19 protein-coding genes are annotated in these 16,778 nt (G+C 73.9%); 13 read left to right on the top strand and 6 right to left on the bottom strand.

Translation table 11 applies throughout. The features are described 5' to 3' along the window. Positions 1–68: 68 nt before the first annotated feature. The 4 genes from BJF79_RS13090 to BJF79_RS13075 form a co-directional block, all read right to left on the bottom strand. A complete protein-coding gene (locus BJF79_RS13090) occupies positions 69–470 on the bottom strand; it encodes a hypothetical protein (RefSeq protein ID WP_262401946.1) in 402 nt (133 codons plus the stop codon). 177 nt (positions 471–647) lie between these two features. After that, entirely contained in the window at positions 648–2,222 is a 1,575-nt protein-coding gene (locus BJF79_RS13085; protein WP_075897419.1) for an FAD-dependent monooxygenase, read from the bottom strand. Positions 2,223–2,236: 14 nt separating this feature from the next. Beyond that, positions 2,237–2,896: a TetR/AcrR family transcriptional regulator gene (locus BJF79_RS13080; RefSeq protein WP_075897417.1), complete on the bottom strand. Its 660-nt coding sequence runs from the start codon at positions 2,894–2,896 to the stop codon at positions 2,237–2,239. A gap of 67 nt (positions 2,897–2,963) precedes the next feature. After that, entirely contained in the window at positions 2,964–4,508 is a 1,545-nt protein-coding gene (locus tag BJF79_RS13075; RefSeq protein WP_158079160.1) for a carboxylesterase/lipase family protein, read from the bottom strand. A gap of 124 nt (positions 4,509–4,632) precedes the next feature. Between BJF79_RS13075 and BJF79_RS13070 the strand changes: the two genes are divergently transcribed. Then, a complete protein-coding gene (locus BJF79_RS13070; protein WP_075897415.1) occupies positions 4,633–5,211 on the top strand; it encodes a TetR/AcrR family transcriptional regulator in 579 nt (192 codons plus the stop codon). A 32-nt stretch (positions 5,212–5,243) separates the two neighbouring features. Here BJF79_RS13070 and BJF79_RS13065 read toward each other — a convergent pair whose 3' ends face one another. Then, the gene (locus BJF79_RS13065; RefSeq protein WP_075897413.1) at positions 5,244–5,954 is read right to left on the bottom strand and encodes a cellulose binding domain-containing protein; all 711 of its coding nucleotides are present in this window, start codon (positions 5,952–5,954) and stop codon (positions 5,244–5,246) included. Between the two features lie 110 nt (positions 5,955–6,064). On the opposite strand from BJF79_RS13065, the gene BJF79_RS13060 reads away from it, so the two are divergent. The 9 genes from BJF79_RS13060 to BJF79_RS13020 all read left to right on the top strand — a co-directional run bounded on the left by BJF79_RS13060 (position 6,065) and on the right by BJF79_RS13020 (position 11,809). Continuing rightward, on the top strand, positions 6,065–6,544 hold the full coding sequence (locus tag BJF79_RS13060) for a GNAT family N-acetyltransferase (RefSeq protein ID WP_075897411.1): 480 nt from the start codon (positions 6,065–6,067) through the stop codon (positions 6,542–6,544). Between the two features lie 10 nt (positions 6,545–6,554). Continuing rightward, entirely contained in the window at positions 6,555–7,241 is a 687-nt protein-coding gene (locus BJF79_RS13055) for a MerR family transcriptional regulator (protein WP_075897409.1), read from the top strand. Positions 7,242–7,333: 92 nt separating this feature from the next. Then, a complete protein-coding gene (locus BJF79_RS13050) occupies positions 7,334–7,669 on the top strand; it encodes a YnfA family protein (RefSeq protein WP_075897406.1) in 336 nt (111 codons plus the stop codon). 104 nt (positions 7,670–7,773) lie between these two features. Then, on the top strand, positions 7,774–8,370 hold the full coding sequence (locus BJF79_RS13045) for a PadR family transcriptional regulator (RefSeq protein WP_075897404.1): 597 nt from the start codon (positions 7,774–7,776) through the stop codon (positions 8,368–8,370). Then, on the top strand, positions 8,367–9,572 hold the full coding sequence (locus BJF79_RS13040; protein ID WP_075897402.1) for an FAD-dependent monooxygenase: 1,206 nt from the start codon (positions 8,367–8,369) through the stop codon (positions 9,570–9,572). The genes BJF79_RS13045 and BJF79_RS13040 overlap by 4 nt, the downstream gene beginning before the upstream one ends. Positions 9,573–9,665: 93 nt before the next feature. Further along, positions 9,666–9,932, top strand: a complete 267-nt coding sequence (locus tag BJF79_RS13035) for a GlsB/YeaQ/YmgE family stress response membrane protein (protein WP_075897400.1) — start codon at positions 9,666–9,668, stop codon at positions 9,930–9,932. A gap of 74 nt (positions 9,933–10,006) precedes the next feature. Continuing rightward, positions 10,007–10,789 carry an SDR family oxidoreductase gene (locus BJF79_RS13030; protein WP_075897398.1) on the top strand — a complete coding sequence of 261 codons (783 nt, stop codon included), beginning with the start codon at positions 10,007–10,009 and terminating at the stop codon, positions 10,787–10,789. 47 nt (positions 10,790–10,836) lie between these two features. After that, positions 10,837–11,361 (top strand): GNAT family N-acetyltransferase, encoded by a 525-nt coding sequence (locus tag BJF79_RS13025; protein WP_262401945.1) that lies wholly within the window; start codon positions 10,837–10,839, stop codon positions 11,359–11,361. Positions 11,362–11,386: 25 nt separating this feature from the next. Beyond that, positions 11,387–11,809, top strand: a complete 423-nt coding sequence (locus BJF79_RS13020; RefSeq protein WP_075897394.1) for a DUF3151 domain-containing protein — start codon at positions 11,387–11,389, stop codon at positions 11,807–11,809. Here BJF79_RS13020 and BJF79_RS13015 read toward each other — a convergent pair. Next, a complete protein-coding gene (locus BJF79_RS13015; RefSeq protein ID WP_262401944.1) occupies positions 11,796–13,940 on the bottom strand; it encodes an FAD/NAD(P)-binding protein in 2,145 nt (714 codons plus the stop codon). The two genes, BJF79_RS13020 and BJF79_RS13015, sit on opposite strands and share 14 nt — an antisense overlap. On the opposite strand from BJF79_RS13015, the gene BJF79_RS59670 reads away from it, so the two are divergent. From BJF79_RS59670 to BJF79_RS13000, 3 genes are all read left to right on the top strand, one after another. Continuing rightward, on the top strand, positions 13,903–14,445 hold the full coding sequence (locus tag BJF79_RS59670; RefSeq protein ID WP_262401943.1) for a helix-turn-helix domain-containing protein: 543 nt from the start codon (positions 13,903–13,905) through the stop codon (positions 14,443–14,445). The two genes, BJF79_RS13015 and BJF79_RS59670, sit on opposite strands and share 38 nt — an antisense overlap. A gap of 118 nt (positions 14,446–14,563) precedes the next feature. Further along, a complete protein-coding gene (locus BJF79_RS13005) occupies positions 14,564–15,847 on the top strand; it encodes an adenylosuccinate synthase (RefSeq protein WP_075897390.1) in 1,284 nt (427 codons plus the stop codon). Positions 15,848–15,891: 44 nt separating this feature from the next. Continuing rightward, a complete protein-coding gene (locus tag BJF79_RS13000) occupies positions 15,892–16,743 on the top strand; it encodes a glycerophosphodiester phosphodiesterase family protein (RefSeq protein WP_075897443.1) in 852 nt (283 codons plus the stop codon). The last annotated feature ends 35 nt before the right edge of the window (positions 16,744–16,778 follow it).

The following is a 16,778-nucleotide window of genomic DNA, read 5'->3' as shown; positions in this document are numbered from 1 at the left end:
CGCCGCTGCGGCCGTCCCGTTCCAGCCCGTGCAGGCGCGCAGCACCTCGCCCGTTCCGTGCGGCGCGGTCACCGGATCGCCATTTCCTGAACGAGTCCCTGCATCCGGAGCCGGGCGAGCGCCAGATTTCCCTTTTCGCGGTCGACGACCAAATGGACGAACAGGTGGCCGTCGAGGTCCGGGCCGGTGAGCGCCAGCAGGTGGTATCCGTCGGCTCCGCACACGATGATCTCCTCGACGTCGTCGCCGTCCGGCGTCGCCGACAGCGCCGCCGAGCCGAGCACCGAACGGACCACCTCGGTCGCCCCGGCGGCGTCCACGTGCTGGTCGACGCGCTCGACATGGTCGTCCCGGCCGGCCGAGGCCACGGCCAGCCCGCTCGCGCAGTCCACCAGCGTCACCCGCTGCGCCCCGGGAATCGCCATCATCCGCGCAAGGCAGTCATCGATGCGCAAGGCCCATTCCCCCACGAATGAGAGTTGCAGGAGACTGCACCTTACCCACAACTCGCCGCACTGCAGGCGCAAAATCTCATATGACGATCAAGGGCGGGAAGCAGTACATAAATACCACCCAGTATCGAAACCGCTCAGGCGCCTTGACCTCCGATTCGGCCCCCTTGACAGAGACCGAAAACCTGGCCGTATTCAGGCGGACGGGCCGAACCAGCGGCGGACCGCCGCGCCCAGTTCGTCCAGTTCCGCCCGGGACGGGCGAGGTGACGACGACGCCCACGCGACGTACGAATCCGGACGGACCAGGACGGCCGTGACGTCGGCCGTAACGTCGGACGAACCGGTGGCGCGAACGGCGTCCACCCGGCCGCCCGCCGCCGCCTCGGCCGCCTCGGCGGCCGAGCCGTCCTCGGTGAGGTCGATCAGCAGCGGACGTCCCGTCCTGGTCAGCTCCGCCAGCCGGACCGGGCCCCGCGACGTGCGCAGATCCATGTCGGGTGCGCAGCGGCCGACGAGCGGATGCGGGTCGCGCACGCCCATGTCGTACCGGACGTCGGTGCCCGCGATCAGGTCGGCGACGCGCCGCACGGCCCCCGGCTCGGCCAGCAGCTCGGCGAACAGCTCGCGCAGCCCGGTGACGTCGTCGCCCGGCGCGAGCAGCGCGCCCGTCGCCCGCGCGAACATGTCGACGCGCCGCGCCGCGGGCCGCCGCTCCGCCTCGTAGGAGTCGAGCAGCCCTGGCGGCGCCTCGCCGCGGACGTCCGCCGCGAGCTTCCAGCCGAGGTCGAGCGCGTCCTGCATGCCGAGGTTGAGGCCCTGGCCACCGGCCGGATCGACGTGCGCGGCGTCCCCGAGGAGGAACACCAGCCCGTCCCGGAACCGCTCCGCGCGCCGGTTGCTGCCGCCGGTCAGCCGCCGCAGCGCGTGCGGGCCGCCGCCGTCCGGCGGGCCGAACGGCACGTCGGTGCCGAGCACCCGGCGGACGCTGTCGCGCAGCTCGTCCAGGGTCATCGGCGCGTCCGGCCCCGGCACGTCCCACTCCATCGTGGCGATCGTGGGCGGCCGTCCCGGCAGCGGCGCGAACGAGAACCCGCCGTGCTCCGTGCGCTCCCCGAGGAACGGCAGGACGAGCCCGTGCCCCGGCACGTTCAGGCCGCCGGTCGCCGGGTCCAGCCACTCGTCCGGCACCGTCACCTCGCCCCACCTGCGGGTGATCCGGTCGTAGCTGACGCCCGGGAAGCCGATGCCGCACAGCTTGCGGGTGGCGCTGTGGCCGCCGTCCGCGCCGACGAGGTGGCGGGCCGCGAGCCGGTACGTCCCGGCGGGCCCGGTCACGTCGGCGAACACGGCGCCGTCGTCCTGCTTCAGGCCCGTGAGCTCGTGCCCGTACCGGACGTCCGCGCCCAGTTCGGCCGCGCGCTCCGCGAGGACCCGGACGAGGCGCGGCTGCGGCACCGGCAGCGTGTAGACGGGGCTTTCGTCGAGGATGCCGAGGTTGAGCGGCATCGCGGCGAACATGTAGAACGGCGACGGCTCCGGGCGCGGCTTGCCTGCCAGCCGCTCGTACAGGCCGCGCCGGTCGACCATCCGCACGACCTGCCCGACCAGGCCGTTCGCCTTGGCCTCGGCCGCCGGGCCGGGCTCCCGCTCCAGCACGACCGGCCGGAGCCCGGCCAGGCCGAGCTCGCAGGCCAGCATCAGGCCGTTCGGGCCCGCCCCGACGATCACGACGTCGGCGTCGATGTCGATATCCGTGTCGATGTCCATGTCCGTTCCTTCCGTCACGGGGTGGGGAGGCCGGCGGTGAGCCGGTCGAGGGCCTCGCGCAGGACCGGGCCCACCGGGGCGCCCCGGTCGCCGCGCAGCGCGTGCACGATGGCCGCGCCGACGGCGGCGCCGAGCACCGCCGCCGTCAGCCCGGGGTACAGGTCGCGGGCGGTGTCGGTCCCGGTCCGCTCGGCGATCGCGGCGGCCAGTTCCGCCTCGGCGGCGGCGTGCGCCTTGGCCATCTCGCCCGCCAGCGCCGGTTCGCCGAGCAGCAGCCGGACCCCGTCCGCCCGCCGCCGCAGCCCCTCCGCGTCCGCGCCGTCCGCGCCGTCCGGGTCCGGCGGACGCCGGTCCGGCGGGGAGCCGAACTGTTCCTGGACGGCCGCGCCGATGGCGTCCCACAGGGGCTCGTCCGCCGGACGGGCGCGCAGCCCGTCCGCGACCCGGCGCATCCGGTCGACGTGCCGGGCGGCGACGGCCTCGGCCTTCCCGGAGAAGTAGTTGCGGAACGTCCGGACGGACACGTTCGCGGCCGCCGCGATGTCCTCGATCGTCACCGCGCTCCACCCGCGCTCGACGATCAGCCCGATCGCCGCCGCGCTCAGCGCGTCCCGCGTCTCCAGCTTCTTGCGCTCGCGCAGGCCCATCGCGCGCCCGCCGTCCTCGTCTTCCATGCGGGCCACCATAAACGAAACTTGCCGATCCGGCAAAGATACCGGATCGGCAAGTTTTTCCTCGTGCTCAGCGCTCGCCGCGGCTCCAGAAGCGGTACTCGTGGTCGTTCTCGAAGTCGGCGCGCTTCCACTCGCCGGGGGCCAGCGACTGGACGTACCGGCCGTGCCGGCCGCGGTCGTCGCGCAGCCGCGGCCAGGACGCCTCGCCGCCGCCGTTCGGGTCACCGGTCGCGGCGAAGCGCGTCCAGGCGCCGATCATCCGGTCGGCGAGCGCGGACTGCCCGGGGGTGAGCTTCTCGAACAGGGGCAGGTCGAACAGGTACGCCAGCTCGGACATGTGCTGGGCGGCGGCCGGGAAGCTCGGCTCGCCCATCCCCACGTACCAGGGGGTCTCCCGCGCGGCGAACTCGTACATGCGGACGGACGTGCGGCGCGACAGCGCGCGCGCCGTGTCGAGGGTCGGCACCGACCAGATCGCGTCGGTCTTCGCCTTCGCCAGCGAGCGCCCGGCCGAGTCGCCGAGCGGGTAGCGCCGCAGGACGGCGTCCGCGCGCTCCTCGAACGCGACCCGGATCTCCTTCTCGTACTCGTCGTCCGCCATCGGCTTTCCGGTGGCCAGCTCCCGCCCGAGGATCATGCCGTTCTCCTCGTCGCGGTTGACGCCCATGAGCACGGGCACCCGGTTGAACCGGCCCTCGCGGAACGCCTCGTCCACCGGGAGCGGCAGGTCCCGCGTGCCGCTGATCGGACGCGGTTCCCGTTCCGTCCCGTACGCCGCCAGCAGCGTCTCCATGGGCAGTTCGCGCAGGTACTCGCCCACGTCCGCGCCGTCCGGGAGTTCCTTGGTCAGCTCCTTGATCACCTTCTCGCTGTCCTCCAGGGCTTCCGCCCGGGTGCGGGAGGCGTTGCCCGGGGTCGCGCAGGGCGCGCTCTGGACGATCGCCTTGTCGAACAGCCCGGCGGACGTCGGCGACGCGAGGTGCCCGCACACGGCGAAGGCGCCGCCGGACTGGCCCATGATCGTCACGTTGCGCGCGTCGCCGCCGAACGCCCCGATGTTGTCGCGGACCCAGCGCAGCGCGGCGCGCTGGTCGTCCAGCGCGAGGCTCCCCGACTCCGGCAGGGACGGGTGCGTCAGGAAGCTCGTGACGCCCAGCCGGTAGTTCATCGACACGACCACGGCGCCGCTCGCGGCGAGCCTGTCCGGGCCGTACAGGTGGCCCATCCCGTACATCATGCTGCCGCCGTGGATCCACACGATGACCGGCAGCTTCCCGGTCGCGCCGACCGGGGCGGTGACGTTGACGTTGAGGCAGTCCTCGTCGGTGCTCGCCCGCCCGATCGGCAGCCCGGCCGGCTGGGCGCAGACCTTGCCGGGCTCGACGGCGTCCCGCACGCCCGTCCAGGCGGGGACGGGGCGCGGCGCGGCGAAGCGCTCGGCCGTCGCGTACGGGATCCCCTGGAAGGACCGCACCTGCCGGCCGACGGTCCCGCGCACGGCCCCCTTGTCGGTGACGACGATCGAGGGGTCGGTCTCCGCGTGGGCGGTCGCGGCCGGTGCGAACGGGGCCAGCATCGCGAGGCCCAGAGCCGCCGCCGAGGTCTTCTTCATGTCCGTTCTCCTGTCGATCGAGGCGATGGCCGGAACAGTAACCGGAGTTTGCACGATCGCGCAACACGATCGCGCAAAACGTTTGCGCAAAACGATCGTGCAAGGAGCTGGTACGCTCCCGCGCATGGGAAACCGGGAGGATCTGCTGGCGGGCGCGAAGCGCTGCCTGCGCGAGAAGGGCTACGACCGCACCAGCGTTCGCGACATCGCCACCGCGGCGGGCGTGAGCACGGCCGCGATCGGCTACCACTACGGCTCCAGGGAGGCGCTCCTCGACCAGGCGCTGTTCGAGCTGCTGGACGAGTGGGGCGACAGCATCGGCCGCGCCCTCGCCCCCGAACCGGGCGACGACCCCGCCGCGGGCTTCGCGCGCATGTGGGACGGCCTCATCGAAGAGTTCGCCGCGCACCCCGACCTCTGGGTGGCCAGCGTGGAACTGTTCCTCCAGGCGCAGCGGAACCCCGCCGTGCGCGCCCGCCTGGCCGAGGGCGTCCAGGGCGGCTGGCGCGGCATGGCCGGGATCCTGCGGAGCACCCCCGAGGACGCGGTCCCCGACCACGCCGCCCGCACGCTCGGCATGGCGCAGACGGCGCTGATGTCGGGAGTGATGATCCAGTCGCTCAGCGACCCGGAGAACGCCCCCACCTCGGCCGAAGTGCTCGAAGGGCTACGCGCCCTCGCCGAGATCGCGGGCCCCGCCTGACGCCCGTCCGACGGAAACCCCGGCGTCGTGCGTCAGCCGCAGCGCCGTCCGTCCAGGCTGCAGTGGTCGGGGGAGGACGACTCGCCGGACGCCTGGAACGTCACGGTGGCGCTGCCGCCGGGCGGGAGAACGCCCAGCCGCGCGACGACGGTCCCGCCGGACCACTCGCTCGGGACGCCCCAGGCGGACGTGATGTGCACGCCGCGGCCGTAGCCGAACCGCAGGTCGCCCGCGTCGACGGGCCGTCCGCCGTGGTTGGTGACGGTGACGGCGCCGATGAAGTTCGTCTCCCAGTCGCCCCGGGTGCTGTAGTCGGTCCGCAGGCCCGAACCGCGCCGGTCGTCGTCGCCGCGGCCCCGCCACCCGTCGCGGTCTCCGCGGCCGCGGTCGTCGTCGTCGCGGTCCGGGGTCTCGGACGTGTCCGGGGCGGGGCTCTCGGTTGGCGATTCGGAGGGCGAGGGGGACGGCGCGGAGTCGGAGGCGGCCGGCTCGCCCGGTCGCTCCGACGGACTGGACGATCCGGACGGTTCGGGCTCGGCGCAGTCGGGCGCGCACCCGGCGGCGCGGGGTTCGGGCGGCGGCGGCTCGTTGACCAGCGCCCAGCCGACGAGGGAGCCGCCGATCACGACGAACGCGACGACGGCGGCGGTCAGCAGCCGTCCGCGACCCGCCGCCGGCGGCGGGTCCGGCGAACGGTGCCGCCCGGGCGCCCGGCCCGGCTCGTCCCCGGCGCGCCGCTCCATCACGCACTTCCCCGCACGACCTGGCCCATGATCGGCGATCCAACCAGAAACATCCGCCTTTCGCACGACCCCGGTAACGTGAAGCCGCACGCGCCACTTGGGGGAACCGCATGCACATCGTCGTGGACGATCTCGCGGGGCCGGAGATCGCCGAGTTCCTGGACGGGCACGTCCGCGAAATGCGGTCGATCACGCCGCCGGAGAGCAAGCACGCCTTCGATCTCGACGCGCTCCGTAAACCGGGCGTCACTTTCTGGTCGATGCTGGACGCCCAGGTCATCGTGGGGTGCGGCGCCCTCTCCCGGCTGACCGCCGAACACGCGGAACTTAAGTCGATGCGGACGGCGTCCAACCGGAAACGCAGCGGAGTCGCGTCACTCCTGCTGTCGCACATCATCGGCGAGGCCGGACGGACGGGTTTCACCCGGGTGAGCCTCGAAACCGGTTCGGCCGACTTCTTCGAACCGGCGAGAAAGCTCTACGAAAAGTTCGGCTTCGGCTACTGCGAGCCATTCGGGGACTACCGTCCCGACCCGAACAGCGTCTTCATGACGAAAGCCCTTGACCTTCGAGCCGGGTCGAACGCTTAGCGTCGGCGGCATGGGCACGATGCGGATCTCGCGGCTCGCCGAACGCACGGGCGTCCCGGCGACGACGCTGCGGTACTACGAGGACGCGGGCCTGCTGCCCGCCGAACGCACCCCGGCCGGATACCGGACGTACGGGGACGAAGCGGTGCGACGGCTGGAGTTCATCGGCACGGCGAAGCACCTGGGCCTGCCGCTGGCCGAGATCCGCGAACTGCTCGCCGTGTGGGCGGACGGGTCGTGCGCGCAGGTCCGCTCGGACCTGCGCCCCCGCGTCGCCGCCCGCCTCGCGGACGCCGAACGCCGCGCCGCGGGCCTGCACGACTTCGCCGTCCTGCTGCGGACGGCGCTCGGCCGCCTCGACGCGATGCCGCGGCGCGCCGAACCCTGCGGGGACGACTGCACCGCCCTCGACGAACCCGCCCCGGTCGCGTGCGCGCTGACCGGCGACGGCATGGCCGGACGCGTCGAGGAGTGGCGGCGCGCGGTCGGGGACGCCCGTCCGGAGCGGGTCCCCGGCGGCGTGCGGCTGACGCTCCCGGCGTCCCGGGCCGCCGAGGTCGCCCGGCTCGCCGCCGCCGAACAGGAGTGCTGCCCGTTCCTCGGCTTCCGCCTGCACTTCGACGGCCCGGACGTGCACCTGGACGTACGGGCCCCGGCCCACGCGGCCCCGATCGTCGACGAACTGTTCGTAGGCTGAGCCGTCCGGCCACGCGGGGACCACCTGCGGGTTCGTTCGCCGGGGCGGCCGGAGACCCGGCCGGACCCGTTCGTCGAGGAGGAGGCTTCGCCGTGCTGATCGCCCGCTCGATCGCGCTGTTCGTCCTGGCGGCCCTGCTGGAGATCGGCGGCGCGTGGCTGGTCTGGCAGGGCGTCCGGGAGCACCGGGGCTGGGCCTGGATCGGTGCGGGCGTCATCGCGCTCGGGGCCTACGGCTTCGTCGCGACGCTCCAGCCGGACGCCCATTTCGGGCGTGTGCTGGCCGCGTACGGCGGGATCTTCGTCGCGGGGTCGATCGTGTGGGGGGTCGTCGCGGACGGCTACCGTCCCGACCGGTTCGACGTCGCCGGCGCGCTCGTGTGCCTCGCCGGGATGGCCGTGATCATGTACGCGCCGCGCGGCCACTGACCGTCCCGTTCGCCTCCGCGGGCGGCCGCATACGGCCATATAGTTGATGCTGACTAATCAAGCTTTGATAATCAGGATCAACTGAACGACGAGGAGGCGCGCCCGTGGCGCAACGACGCAAGGTGGGCAATCCGCTCGCCCTGGCCGTGCTCGCCTGGCTGATGCTGGAGCCGATGCACCCCTACGAGCTGGCCCGGCGGCTTGAGGAGAGCGAGCAGGACCGCAGCGTCAACTACAACCGGGGCTCGCTGTACATGGTGGTGAAGCAACTGACGAAGGCCGGTTTCATCGCCGAGCTGGAGACGGTCCGCGACACCCAGCGTCCGGAACGGACGGTGTACGCGCTGACCGACCCCGGACGGGCCGAGCTGCACGACTGGCTGGGCGAGCTGGTCGCCCGGCCGCGCGACGAGTATCCGCACTTCGGGGTCGCGCTGTCGCTGCTGAGCGTGCTGCCGCCGCACCGGGCGGTGGAGCTGCTGGACGCCCGCTCGGCCGCGCTGGCCGAACGGCTGGCGGACGTCCGCGGCCGGGTCCGGGGCGCCACGGACCAGGGCGTCGAGTGGGTGTTCCTGGTCGAGGAGCACTACCGGGTCGCGCAGCTGGAAACCGAGAGCCGCTTCGTCGCCGAGCTGATCGAGGGGCTGAAGCAGCCCGACTACGTCCGCAGATGGCAGGAAATGTTCGGGAGTCGCACATGAGCACGGGAACGACGAGGACGGCGCTGGTGATCGGCGGGGGCATCGCCGGTCCGGTCACCGCGATGGCACTGCGCAAGGCCGGTATCGAGGCGACGGTGTACGAGGCGTATCCGGGCACGGCCGACGGCGTCGGGGTCACCCTGACGCTCGCGCCGAACGGGCTGGACGCGCTGCGCATCGTCGGCGCGGACGAGGCGGTGTCCGGCATCGGGCAGCCGCTGGTCCGCAGCGAGATGCTGGACGGGCGCGGCGGGCGGATCGGGGAGCTGGCGGGGCCCGCGGGCCTGCCGCCGAGCCGCGGCCTGTGGCGGGACGAGCTGTGCCGGGTGCTGCACGAGACGGCGGCCGCGCAGGGCGTCGACGTCCGGTACGGCAAGCGCCTCGTCGGGGCGGAGGAGCACCCGGACCGGATCGTCGCCCGGTTCGCCGACGGCACCGCGGCCGAGGCGGACGTGCTGGTGGGCGCCGACGGCATCCGTTCGACGGTCCGCGGCCTGATCGACCCGGACGCGCCGGAGCCGCTCGCCGCGCGGCTGCTGAACTTCGGCGGGGCCGCCGACATCGCGGTGCCCGCGCGGCCCGACTCGTCGTACTTCGTGTTCGGCCGGCGCGGGTTCTTCGGGTACTGGGTGCAGCCGGACGGCCGCACGGCCTGGTTCGCGAACCTGCCGCACGACCGGCCGGTGCCGGCGGCGGAGGCCCGCGCGGTCCCGGCGTCCGAGTGGCTGGCGCGGCTGCGCGAGGCGTACGCGCGGGACGAACCGGCCCGGGACGTCCTGGCCCGCACCGACGCCGGGGCGCTGGTGGTGCTGGGGTCGCTGGAGAGCATGCCGAAGGTGCCGACGTGGCATCGCGGCCGGATGGTGCTGGTCGGGGACGCCGCGCACGCGCCGTCGTCGAGTTCCGGGCAGGGCGCGTCGCAGGCGGTGGAGAGCGCGGTGCAGCTGGCGCGCTGCCTGCGCGACCTGCCCGGCCCGCCGCCGGGCGCGTTCGCCGCCTACGAGCGCCTGCGCCGGGCGCGCGCGGAGAAGATCATCGATCGCGGGAACCGGACGAACGGCAGCAAGACGGTCGGTCCGGTGGGCAGGACGATGATGAAGCTCATGATGCCGGTCATGACCCGGACGTTCCTCTCCCCCGAACGGACGCTCGGTCCGGAGCAGCGCTACACGATCGACTGGGACGCCCCCGTCGCGGCGTGACCCCCGCCACCGCCGGTTTTGTCGCACTTTGTCCGGGCAGGTCAGCAGGCGACAGTCGCTCCACACGCAGCGACGGGAAGGGGACGACCGTCCATGATCGGCTTCATCGTCGCAGGACTGATCATCGGCGCGCTGGCCCGCCTGATCAAGCCCGGCAAGCAGCGCCTGGGGATCTTCGCGACCCTCCTGCTGGGCCTGGTGGGCTCCGTCATCGGGGGCACCATCGCCAACCTGCTGGGCACCGGCAGCATCTGGGAACTCAACGTGCTCGGCTTCGTCATCGCGGTCATCGCCTCGGTGCTCCTGATCGGCGTGGCCGAAGGGCTCAGCCACCGCACCAGAGAGAAGGAACCCCGCTAAAGAATTTCCGCCGCGATGTCACGTCCTCGCCGGGCACCCCGTCGTTCGGGTGATTCCACACGGTAGGAGGAGCCATGACGTCACCCATCCTGGTCACCGGAGGCACCGGCACCCTGGGCAGCCTCGTCGTGCCGCTGCTGCGCGACGCCGGACGGCCCGTGCGGGTGCTCACCCGCAGTGCGCGCGAGCCGCGCGGCGGCGTCGAGTTCGTCACCGGCGACCTGGTCGAGGACGAGGGCGTGGACCGCGCGGTCGAGGGGGTCGAGACCGTCGTGCACCTGGCGGGCGGCCGCAAGGGCGACGACGAGGCGGCGCGGCACCTGGTGCGGGCCGCGAAGGCCGCCGGGGTGCGGCACCTGGTGTACATCTCGGTCATCGGGGCGGGCTCGGTGCCGCTCGGGTACTTCCGGCAGAAGTTCGCCGCCGAGCGGATCGTCGAGGAGTCGGGCGTCCCGTGGACGACGCTGCGCGCGGCGCAGTTCCACGGTTTCGTGCTCGCGGCCTTGCAGGGCATGGCGAAGCTGCCGGTGATGCCCGCGCCGCGCGCCATGCGGTGGCAGCCGGTGGACGCGCGGGACGTCGCCGAACGTCTCGTCGAGCTGACGCTCGGCGCGCCCGCCGGCATGGTGCGCGACCTCGCGGGCCCGACGGTGTACGACATGGCCGACCTGGAGCGCGACTACCTGCGGGCGAGCGGCAAGCGGCGGCCGCTGCTGCCGGTCGCGATGCCCGGCAAGGTCGGCCGCGCGTACAAGGACGGCGCGAACCTGGCCGTCGACGGCATCGACTTCGGCCACCGGACCTGGGAGGACTTCCTCGCCGAGGAGTTCGGCGCCCGTCCCGCCCGGCACGCCTGACCAAACAGAGTTGCGTCATGAAACCCTGATGCGGTCCAATGGGTTTCATGACGCAACTCGCTGTGCGCGACGCGGCGCACATCGGTTCCCTGGACGGCGTCCGCGTGCGGCCGTACGGCACCGCCGACGGCGCGCGGCTCCGCGGCATGGCCGCCCGCCTGTCCACCGCCAGCCTCTACACCCGGTTCTTCTCCGGCACCCCCCGCATCCCCGACCACTACGTGACGATCATGAACCGTCTCGACCACTGGGACCGGGACGCGCTCGTCGCCCTCCTGGACGGCGACATGATCGGCATCGCCGAATACTGCCGGGACGCGGACCGTCCCGCGTGCGCCGACATCGCCGTCCTGGTGTGCGACCCCTGGCAGCGGCGCGGCGTCGCGACCGTCCTGATCCGGTTCCTGGCGCAACTGGCCGGACGGCGCGGCGTCCGCGAGTTCGGCGCGGACGTCCTGCCGGGCAACCGGGAAGCCGTGTCGGCCCTGCACAGCATGTGGCCGGACGCCGTCCCCGCCTACCGCGACGGCCTGGCCCGTTACGCGCTCCCGCTCCCCGGACGCCCGGGTTGAATCGCACTGGTCGCGGCCATTTACGATGACCGGCATGACCCAGAACCTGCTCGGCGGCCCGCCTCCGACCGAACTCCCGGACAACACCGAGGCCCGCACGGCCTTGGAGAACGGCGTCGACCCGTTCGAGGTCGCCGCGCGCCACCCGGACCACCCGGGCGCCTGGGCCGAACTGGCCGACCGCGCCTTCGCCAAGGGCAGCGTGATCGACTCCTACGCGTTCGCCCGCACCGGCTACCACCGGGGCCTCGACCAGCTGCGCCGCGCCGGCTGGAAGGGCCAGGGGCCGATCCCGTGGGCGCACGAGCCGAACCGCGGGTTCCTGCGCGCCCTGCACGCGCTCGGCCGCGCCGCCGCCGCGATCGGCGAGGACGCCGAGGCCGACCGCTGCAAGTCGTTCCTGCGCGACAGCAGCGCCGAAGCGGCCGACGCCCTCAACGGCGGCTGACCAGCACCCTCGCGGCCCGCGCCGCCAGCCCGGCGAGGCCCGGGATCGACGACGTCACGAACGGGCCGTCCCCCGCCAGGTCCCCCGCCACGAGGACGCGCGGGTCGGGACGGCCCCCGACGACGAGCCGCCCGGTGCCCGGATCGACGGTGAGCCCGCCGTCCGGGTGCCGGGCCGCCCCCTGCCCCAGCAGGGACGAGACGAGCGGCCCCGCCGCCCGCGGAACCGCGTGGGCGGGCGGGTTCACCGCGTTGATCACCACGTCGGCGGCGCGGACGCCCGCCGCGTGCCGCACGCGGAACCGTCCGGAGGATTCCTCGATCCCGGCGGCCCCCGAGAGGATTTCGAGGGTTCCGGCGTCGAGCAGGTCCAGCAGGACGGCGGCGTTGCGGGGCACCATCGGGGACGCCTGCGCCAGGATCGTGCGCGCGTGGGCGCGCAAGCGCCGCCGGTCGGCCTCGGGGAGCCGCCGCCACGCGACCGGGCCCGCGATGTGCGTGGCCGTCCGGACGATCCGGCGGCCGGGCAGCGGCGAGTCCATGTCGTCGAACTGCTCGCGCAGGACCCGCGCCGGATCGCCCCGCATCGACGCGGCGATCAACGCCGCGACGTCGTCCCAGCTGTCGCCCGCCTCGGCCAGCTCGGTCCGGGCGAGCGCCTCCAGCCGGTCGAGGGTCACCGGGCCGTCTAGGGCCCGCAGGTGGTCGGGCGTGAGGTACCGGACGTCCGTCCGCATCGGCCGCTGCCAGACGTGCGGCAACGTCCCGCTGCGGGACACGAGACTGATCCTCCCGGTGTGCGCGCGCGCCGCCAACGACACGACGATGTCCACGGCGGTGAGCCCGGCGCCGATGACCGCGACGTCCCGGTCGCGGGGGACGCCGTCGAGCGTCCGCTCCAGCGGGTACGGGTCGGCGACGAAGCCGGGCGCGCCCGCGAGCCCGTAGAGGTCCGGGCCCGTCCCGCCGCCCACGCACAGGACGGCCGCGTCGGCCGCGCGGCGGCCCCCGGCCGTCTCGACCGTGACCCGCTCTCCCGGGGCGCCGAGGCCCAGGCCGGTCACGGCCGCCCGCACCACGTCCGTCCGGGCGAACCGGCCGAGCGCGGCGGCGGCCGTCTCCTCCAGGTACCGCCCGTAGACGGCGCGCGGCGGAACCGGACGCCCGAGCCGCTCGTCGTCGTACTCGCCGGTATCGCCGAGCCACTTGGCATAGTGCTCGACGTCGCCCGCCCGGATCGACATGATCTCCGGCGGCACGTTGACGCGGACGGATTCCAGGTCGGGCCCGTACGGGCGGCCGCGCCACGGCAGCGGCGCCGGGTCGTAGACGGTGACGGACTCCACGGCGGCGGGGTCCAGGGAATCCAGCAGGCCGACGGCCGCCGCTCCCGCCCCGATGATCGCGATCTCCATGGCCCGAGCCTCGCCGCCGCGCCGCGCCCGCCCCATCCCCCCGCCTCGGGGACCCGCCCGTCCCGCGACCCCCCGTTCGAGGGGGTACGGGTCGCCGCGCGGGCGGGCAGACTGGGCCGCATGGCCGATCGACGCGCCGTGCGGGCGCTGCTGGACGGCGCCGAACGCGCCACCGACGCGTCCGCCCTGTTCGGCGGTGTCTCCGCGCGGCTGCGCCGGCTCGTCGACTTCCAGGCCGCCGCCTGGTCCGTCACCGACCCGGGCACCGGGCTGGTCACCGCGCCGATGCACGTCGAGAACCTCGGCCGCGGCGAGGACTGCTTCGCCTACTGGGAGACGGCGCTGCTGGAGGAGAGCGTCGTCCCGTTCCGCGAACTGGCCCGCGCCGCCGTGCCCGCCGCCGGGCTGCGGGCCAGCACCGGCGGCCTGCCCGCCCGCAGCGTCCAGTTCCGCAAGCTGCTCGCCCGGCAGGGCGTCGGGGACGAACTCCGCGCCGTCCTGCGGGTCGGCGGGCGTCCGTGGGGCGTCGTCAGCCTGTTCCGGGAGAAGGGCCGCGAACCGTTCGGGGCGGGGGAGGTGGCGCTGGTCGCCGGGCTGTCGGCGCCGCTCGCCGGACGCTGCGGACGCGCGCCGTGCCCGCGCCGGCCCCGCCGGGCCGGACGAGCCGGGGCCGGGCCTCGTGCTGTTCGACCCGTCCGGGGTTCCCGTCTCGATCAACGACGAGGCCCGGCACCACCTCGCGCGCGTCGCCGCCGGGCCGTCCGCGCGGTCACCGCTGGGGCCGCCGCTGCCGATCTGGCTGGTCGGGACGGCCGCGCAGGCGCGGGCGGTCGCGGCGGGGCGCGACCGCGGCGCCCCGCGCGTGCGGGTCCGCACCCGGGACGGGCGGTGGCTCGTCTGCCACGCGACCTGCACCGAGGGCCCCGGCGGCGCGCCCGGCCCCACCGCCGTGATCGTCCAGCCCGCCGCCGGGGCGGACCTCGCGCCGCTGATCGCGGACGCGTACGGGCTGTCGGTGCGCGAACTGGAGATCACCGAGCTGATCGCGCGGGGCCTGTCCACGACGGGCATCGCGGACGAACTCGTCATCTCGCCGCACACCGTCCGCGACCACGTCAAAACGATCTTCGGGAAGACGGGGGCGTCCAGCCGCGGCGAGTTGGTCGCGCGGCTGTTCGCCGACCGGCACTGGCCGCGCCGGGCCGCGGGCCGGGGCCGCTGACCAGGGTCGCGACCGGGGCCGGGGTTTTCTCGACGGCGACATGCGGGTACGATCTGACCGCAAGAGGCCCCTTTCGCACTTGCGATCGAGGGGCCTTTCGTCGTGGGAAGGGTGAGGCATGCCGGCGATCGTTCTGGTCGGGGCTCAGTGGGGGGACGAGGGGAAGGGCAAGGCCACCGACCTGCTGGGCGGAGACGTCGACTACGTCGTCCGCTACCAGGGCGGTAACAACGCGGGGCACACCGTCGTCATCGGCGACAAGAGCTACGCCCTGCACCTGCTGCCCTCGGGGGTGCTGTCCCCCGACGTCGTGCCCGTGATCGGCAACGGCGTGGTGATCGACCCGGCCGTCCTGATCGAGGAGATCGACGGCCTGCGGGCCCGCGGCGTGAGCTGCGAACGGCTGCTGATCAGCGGAAACGCGCACCTGATCATGCCCCACCACCGGGCCCTCGACAAGGTCACCGAGCGCTACCTCGGCAAGGCCCGGATCGGCACCACCGGACGCGGCATCGGCCCCGCCTACGCCGACAAGATCAACCGGATGGGCATCCGCGTGCAGGACCTGTTCGACCCGAACATCCTCACGCAGAAGCTCGACCTCGCGCTCCGCGAGAAGAACCAGGTCCTCACGAAGGTGTACAACCGGCGCCGCATCGACACCGGCCCGATCGTCCAGGAGTACGTCGAGTACGGGGAGCGGCTCCGCCCGTTCGTCACCGACACCACGCTCGTGCTGAACAAGGCCCTGGACGACGACAAGGTCGTCCTCCTCGAAGGCGCGCAGGGCACCCTCCTCGACATCGACCACGGCACGTACCCGTTCGTGACGTCGTCGTCCCCGACGGCGGGCGGCGCCTGCGCGGGCTCCGGCGTCGGCCCCACGAAGATCAACCGGGTGATCGGCATCCTGAAGGCCTACACCACCCGCGTCGGCTCCGGCCCGTTCCCGACCGAGCTGCTGGACGAGCAGGGCGAGTTCCTCCGCAAGACCGGCGGCGAGTACGGCGTCACCACCGGACGCGACCGCCGCTGCGGCTGGTTCGACGCCGTCATCGCCCGCTACGCCACCCGCGTCAACGGCGTCACCGACTACTTCCTCACGAAGCTGGACGTGCTGTCCGGGCTCGACCGCGTGCCGGTGTGCGTCGCCTACGACGTGGACGGCGAGCGCGTCGACGAACTGCCCACGACGCAGACCGACTTCCACCACGCCAAGCCGATCCTCGAATACCTCGACGGCTGGCGCGAGGACATCACCGGCGCCGAGACGTTCGAGGACCTGCCGAAGAACGCGCAGGCGTACGTCCGGGCCCTGGAGGAGATGTCGGGCGCGCAGATCTCCGCGATCGGCGTCGGCCCCGGCCGCGACCAGACGCTCCAGCTTCGCCCGCTCGTCTGACGGACGTCACCCGCGGTCACCCCGGGCGGGTACGGTTGCTCTCCGTGATCCGTACCGTCGAGCTGCACGGCCACCGCGGCGCCCGGGGCCTGCTGCCGGAGAACACCCTCCCCGGCTTCGCCCGCGCCCTCGACCTGGGCGTCGACGCCGTCGAACTCGACGTGGGCCTGTCGGCCGACGGCGTCGTCGTCCTCGGCCACGACCAGGTCGTCTCGCCGGTGACGCTCGCCGACACCGGCCCCGCCCACCCGGACGACCCGGCCTTCCCCTACGTGGGGAAGGCCGTCCGGGATCTCACCCTCGCGCAGCTCAAGACCCTCGACGCGGGCTCCCGGCGGGCCGCCGACGCGTTCGCCGGGACGCAGCGGGCGGTGCCGGGGACGCGGATCCCGACGCTCGCGGAGGTATGCGGGCTGGTCGCCCCGTCCGGGGTCGACCTGGCCGTGGAGCTCAAGACCGACCCGTCGTGGTCCGATGCCGACGTCTCGCGATTCGTCGCGGCCGTCGTGGACGTCCTGCGCGGTTCCGGTCTCGCCGCCCGCGGCCGCCTGCTGGCCTTCGACTGGCGCGTCCTCGCCCGGACCCCGGCGGAGTTCGGACGGGTCGCGCTCGTCGAGCGCAAGACGCTCGTCCCCGGGAGCCGCTGGCTCGCGGGACGCTCGCCGCACGATCCCGTCGCGTCCGCCCTCGCCGCCGGTGCGACCGCGCTGTCCCCCGAACACGCGCTCACGACGCCCGGTCTCGTGGACGACGCCCACGCCGCCGGGCTGCCCGTCGCCGTCTGGACGGTGAACGACCCGGAGGACATGGCGCGATTCGCGAAGTTCGGCGTGGACGCGATCGTCACCGACTACCCGGACATCGCCGCCGACGTCCTGGCCGCCGCACCGGCCTAGCTTCCCCGGGGTTCGTTGACCTGCGGCGTGTTGCC

Origin of the sequence: Actinomadura sp. CNU-125 (assembly GCF_001942465.1) — a bacterium.
In the GTDB taxonomy this organism is placed as follows: Bacteria; Actinomycetota; Actinomycetes; order Streptosporangiales; family Streptosporangiaceae; genus Spirillospora.
Note: the sequence above shows the minus strand (reverse complement) of the source record. Positions and strands in the feature narration are given on the sequence as shown.

Excerpts from the sequence above, each read along its gene's own strand:
- BJF79_RS13085 (WP_075897419.1), bottom strand. The coding sequence starts at position 2,222 with ATGGACATCGACACGGATATCGACATCGACGCCGACGTCGTGATCGTC.
- BJF79_RS13080 (WP_075897417.1), bottom strand. The coding sequence starts at position 2,896 with ATGGAAGACGAGGACGGCGGGCGCGCGATGGGCCTGCGCGAGCGCAAG.
- BJF79_RS13075 (WP_158079160.1), bottom strand. The coding sequence starts at position 4,508 with ATGAAGAAGACCTCGGCGGCGGCTCTGGGCCTCGCGATGCTGGCCCCG.
- BJF79_RS13070 (WP_075897415.1), top strand. The coding sequence starts at position 4,633 with ATGGGAAACCGGGAGGATCTGCTGGCGGGCGCGAAGCGCTGCCTGCGC.
- BJF79_RS13065 (WP_075897413.1), bottom strand. The coding sequence starts at position 5,954 with ATGGAGCGGCGCGCCGGGGACGAGCCGGGCCGGGCGCCCGGGCGGCAC.
- BJF79_RS13060 (WP_075897411.1), top strand. The coding sequence starts at position 6,065 with ATGCACATCGTCGTGGACGATCTCGCGGGGCCGGAGATCGCCGAGTTC.
- BJF79_RS13055 (WP_075897409.1), top strand. The coding sequence starts at position 6,555 with ATGGGCACGATGCGGATCTCGCGGCTCGCCGAACGCACGGGCGTCCCG.
- BJF79_RS13040 (WP_075897402.1), top strand. The coding sequence starts at position 8,367 with ATGAGCACGGGAACGACGAGGACGGCGCTGGTGATCGGCGGGGGCATC.
- BJF79_RS13035 (WP_075897400.1), top strand. The coding sequence starts at position 9,666 with ATGATCGGCTTCATCGTCGCAGGACTGATCATCGGCGCGCTGGCCCGC.
- BJF79_RS13030 (WP_075897398.1), top strand. The coding sequence starts at position 10,007 with ATGACGTCACCCATCCTGGTCACCGGAGGCACCGGCACCCTGGGCAGC.
- BJF79_RS13025 (WP_262401945.1), top strand. The coding sequence starts at position 10,837 with ATGACGCAACTCGCTGTGCGCGACGCGGCGCACATCGGTTCCCTGGAC.
- BJF79_RS13020 (WP_075897394.1), top strand. The coding sequence starts at position 11,387 with ATGACCGGCATGACCCAGAACCTGCTCGGCGGCCCGCCTCCGACCGAA.
- BJF79_RS13005 (WP_075897390.1), top strand. The coding sequence starts at position 14,564 with ATGCCGGCGATCGTTCTGGTCGGGGCTCAGTGGGGGGACGAGGGGAAG.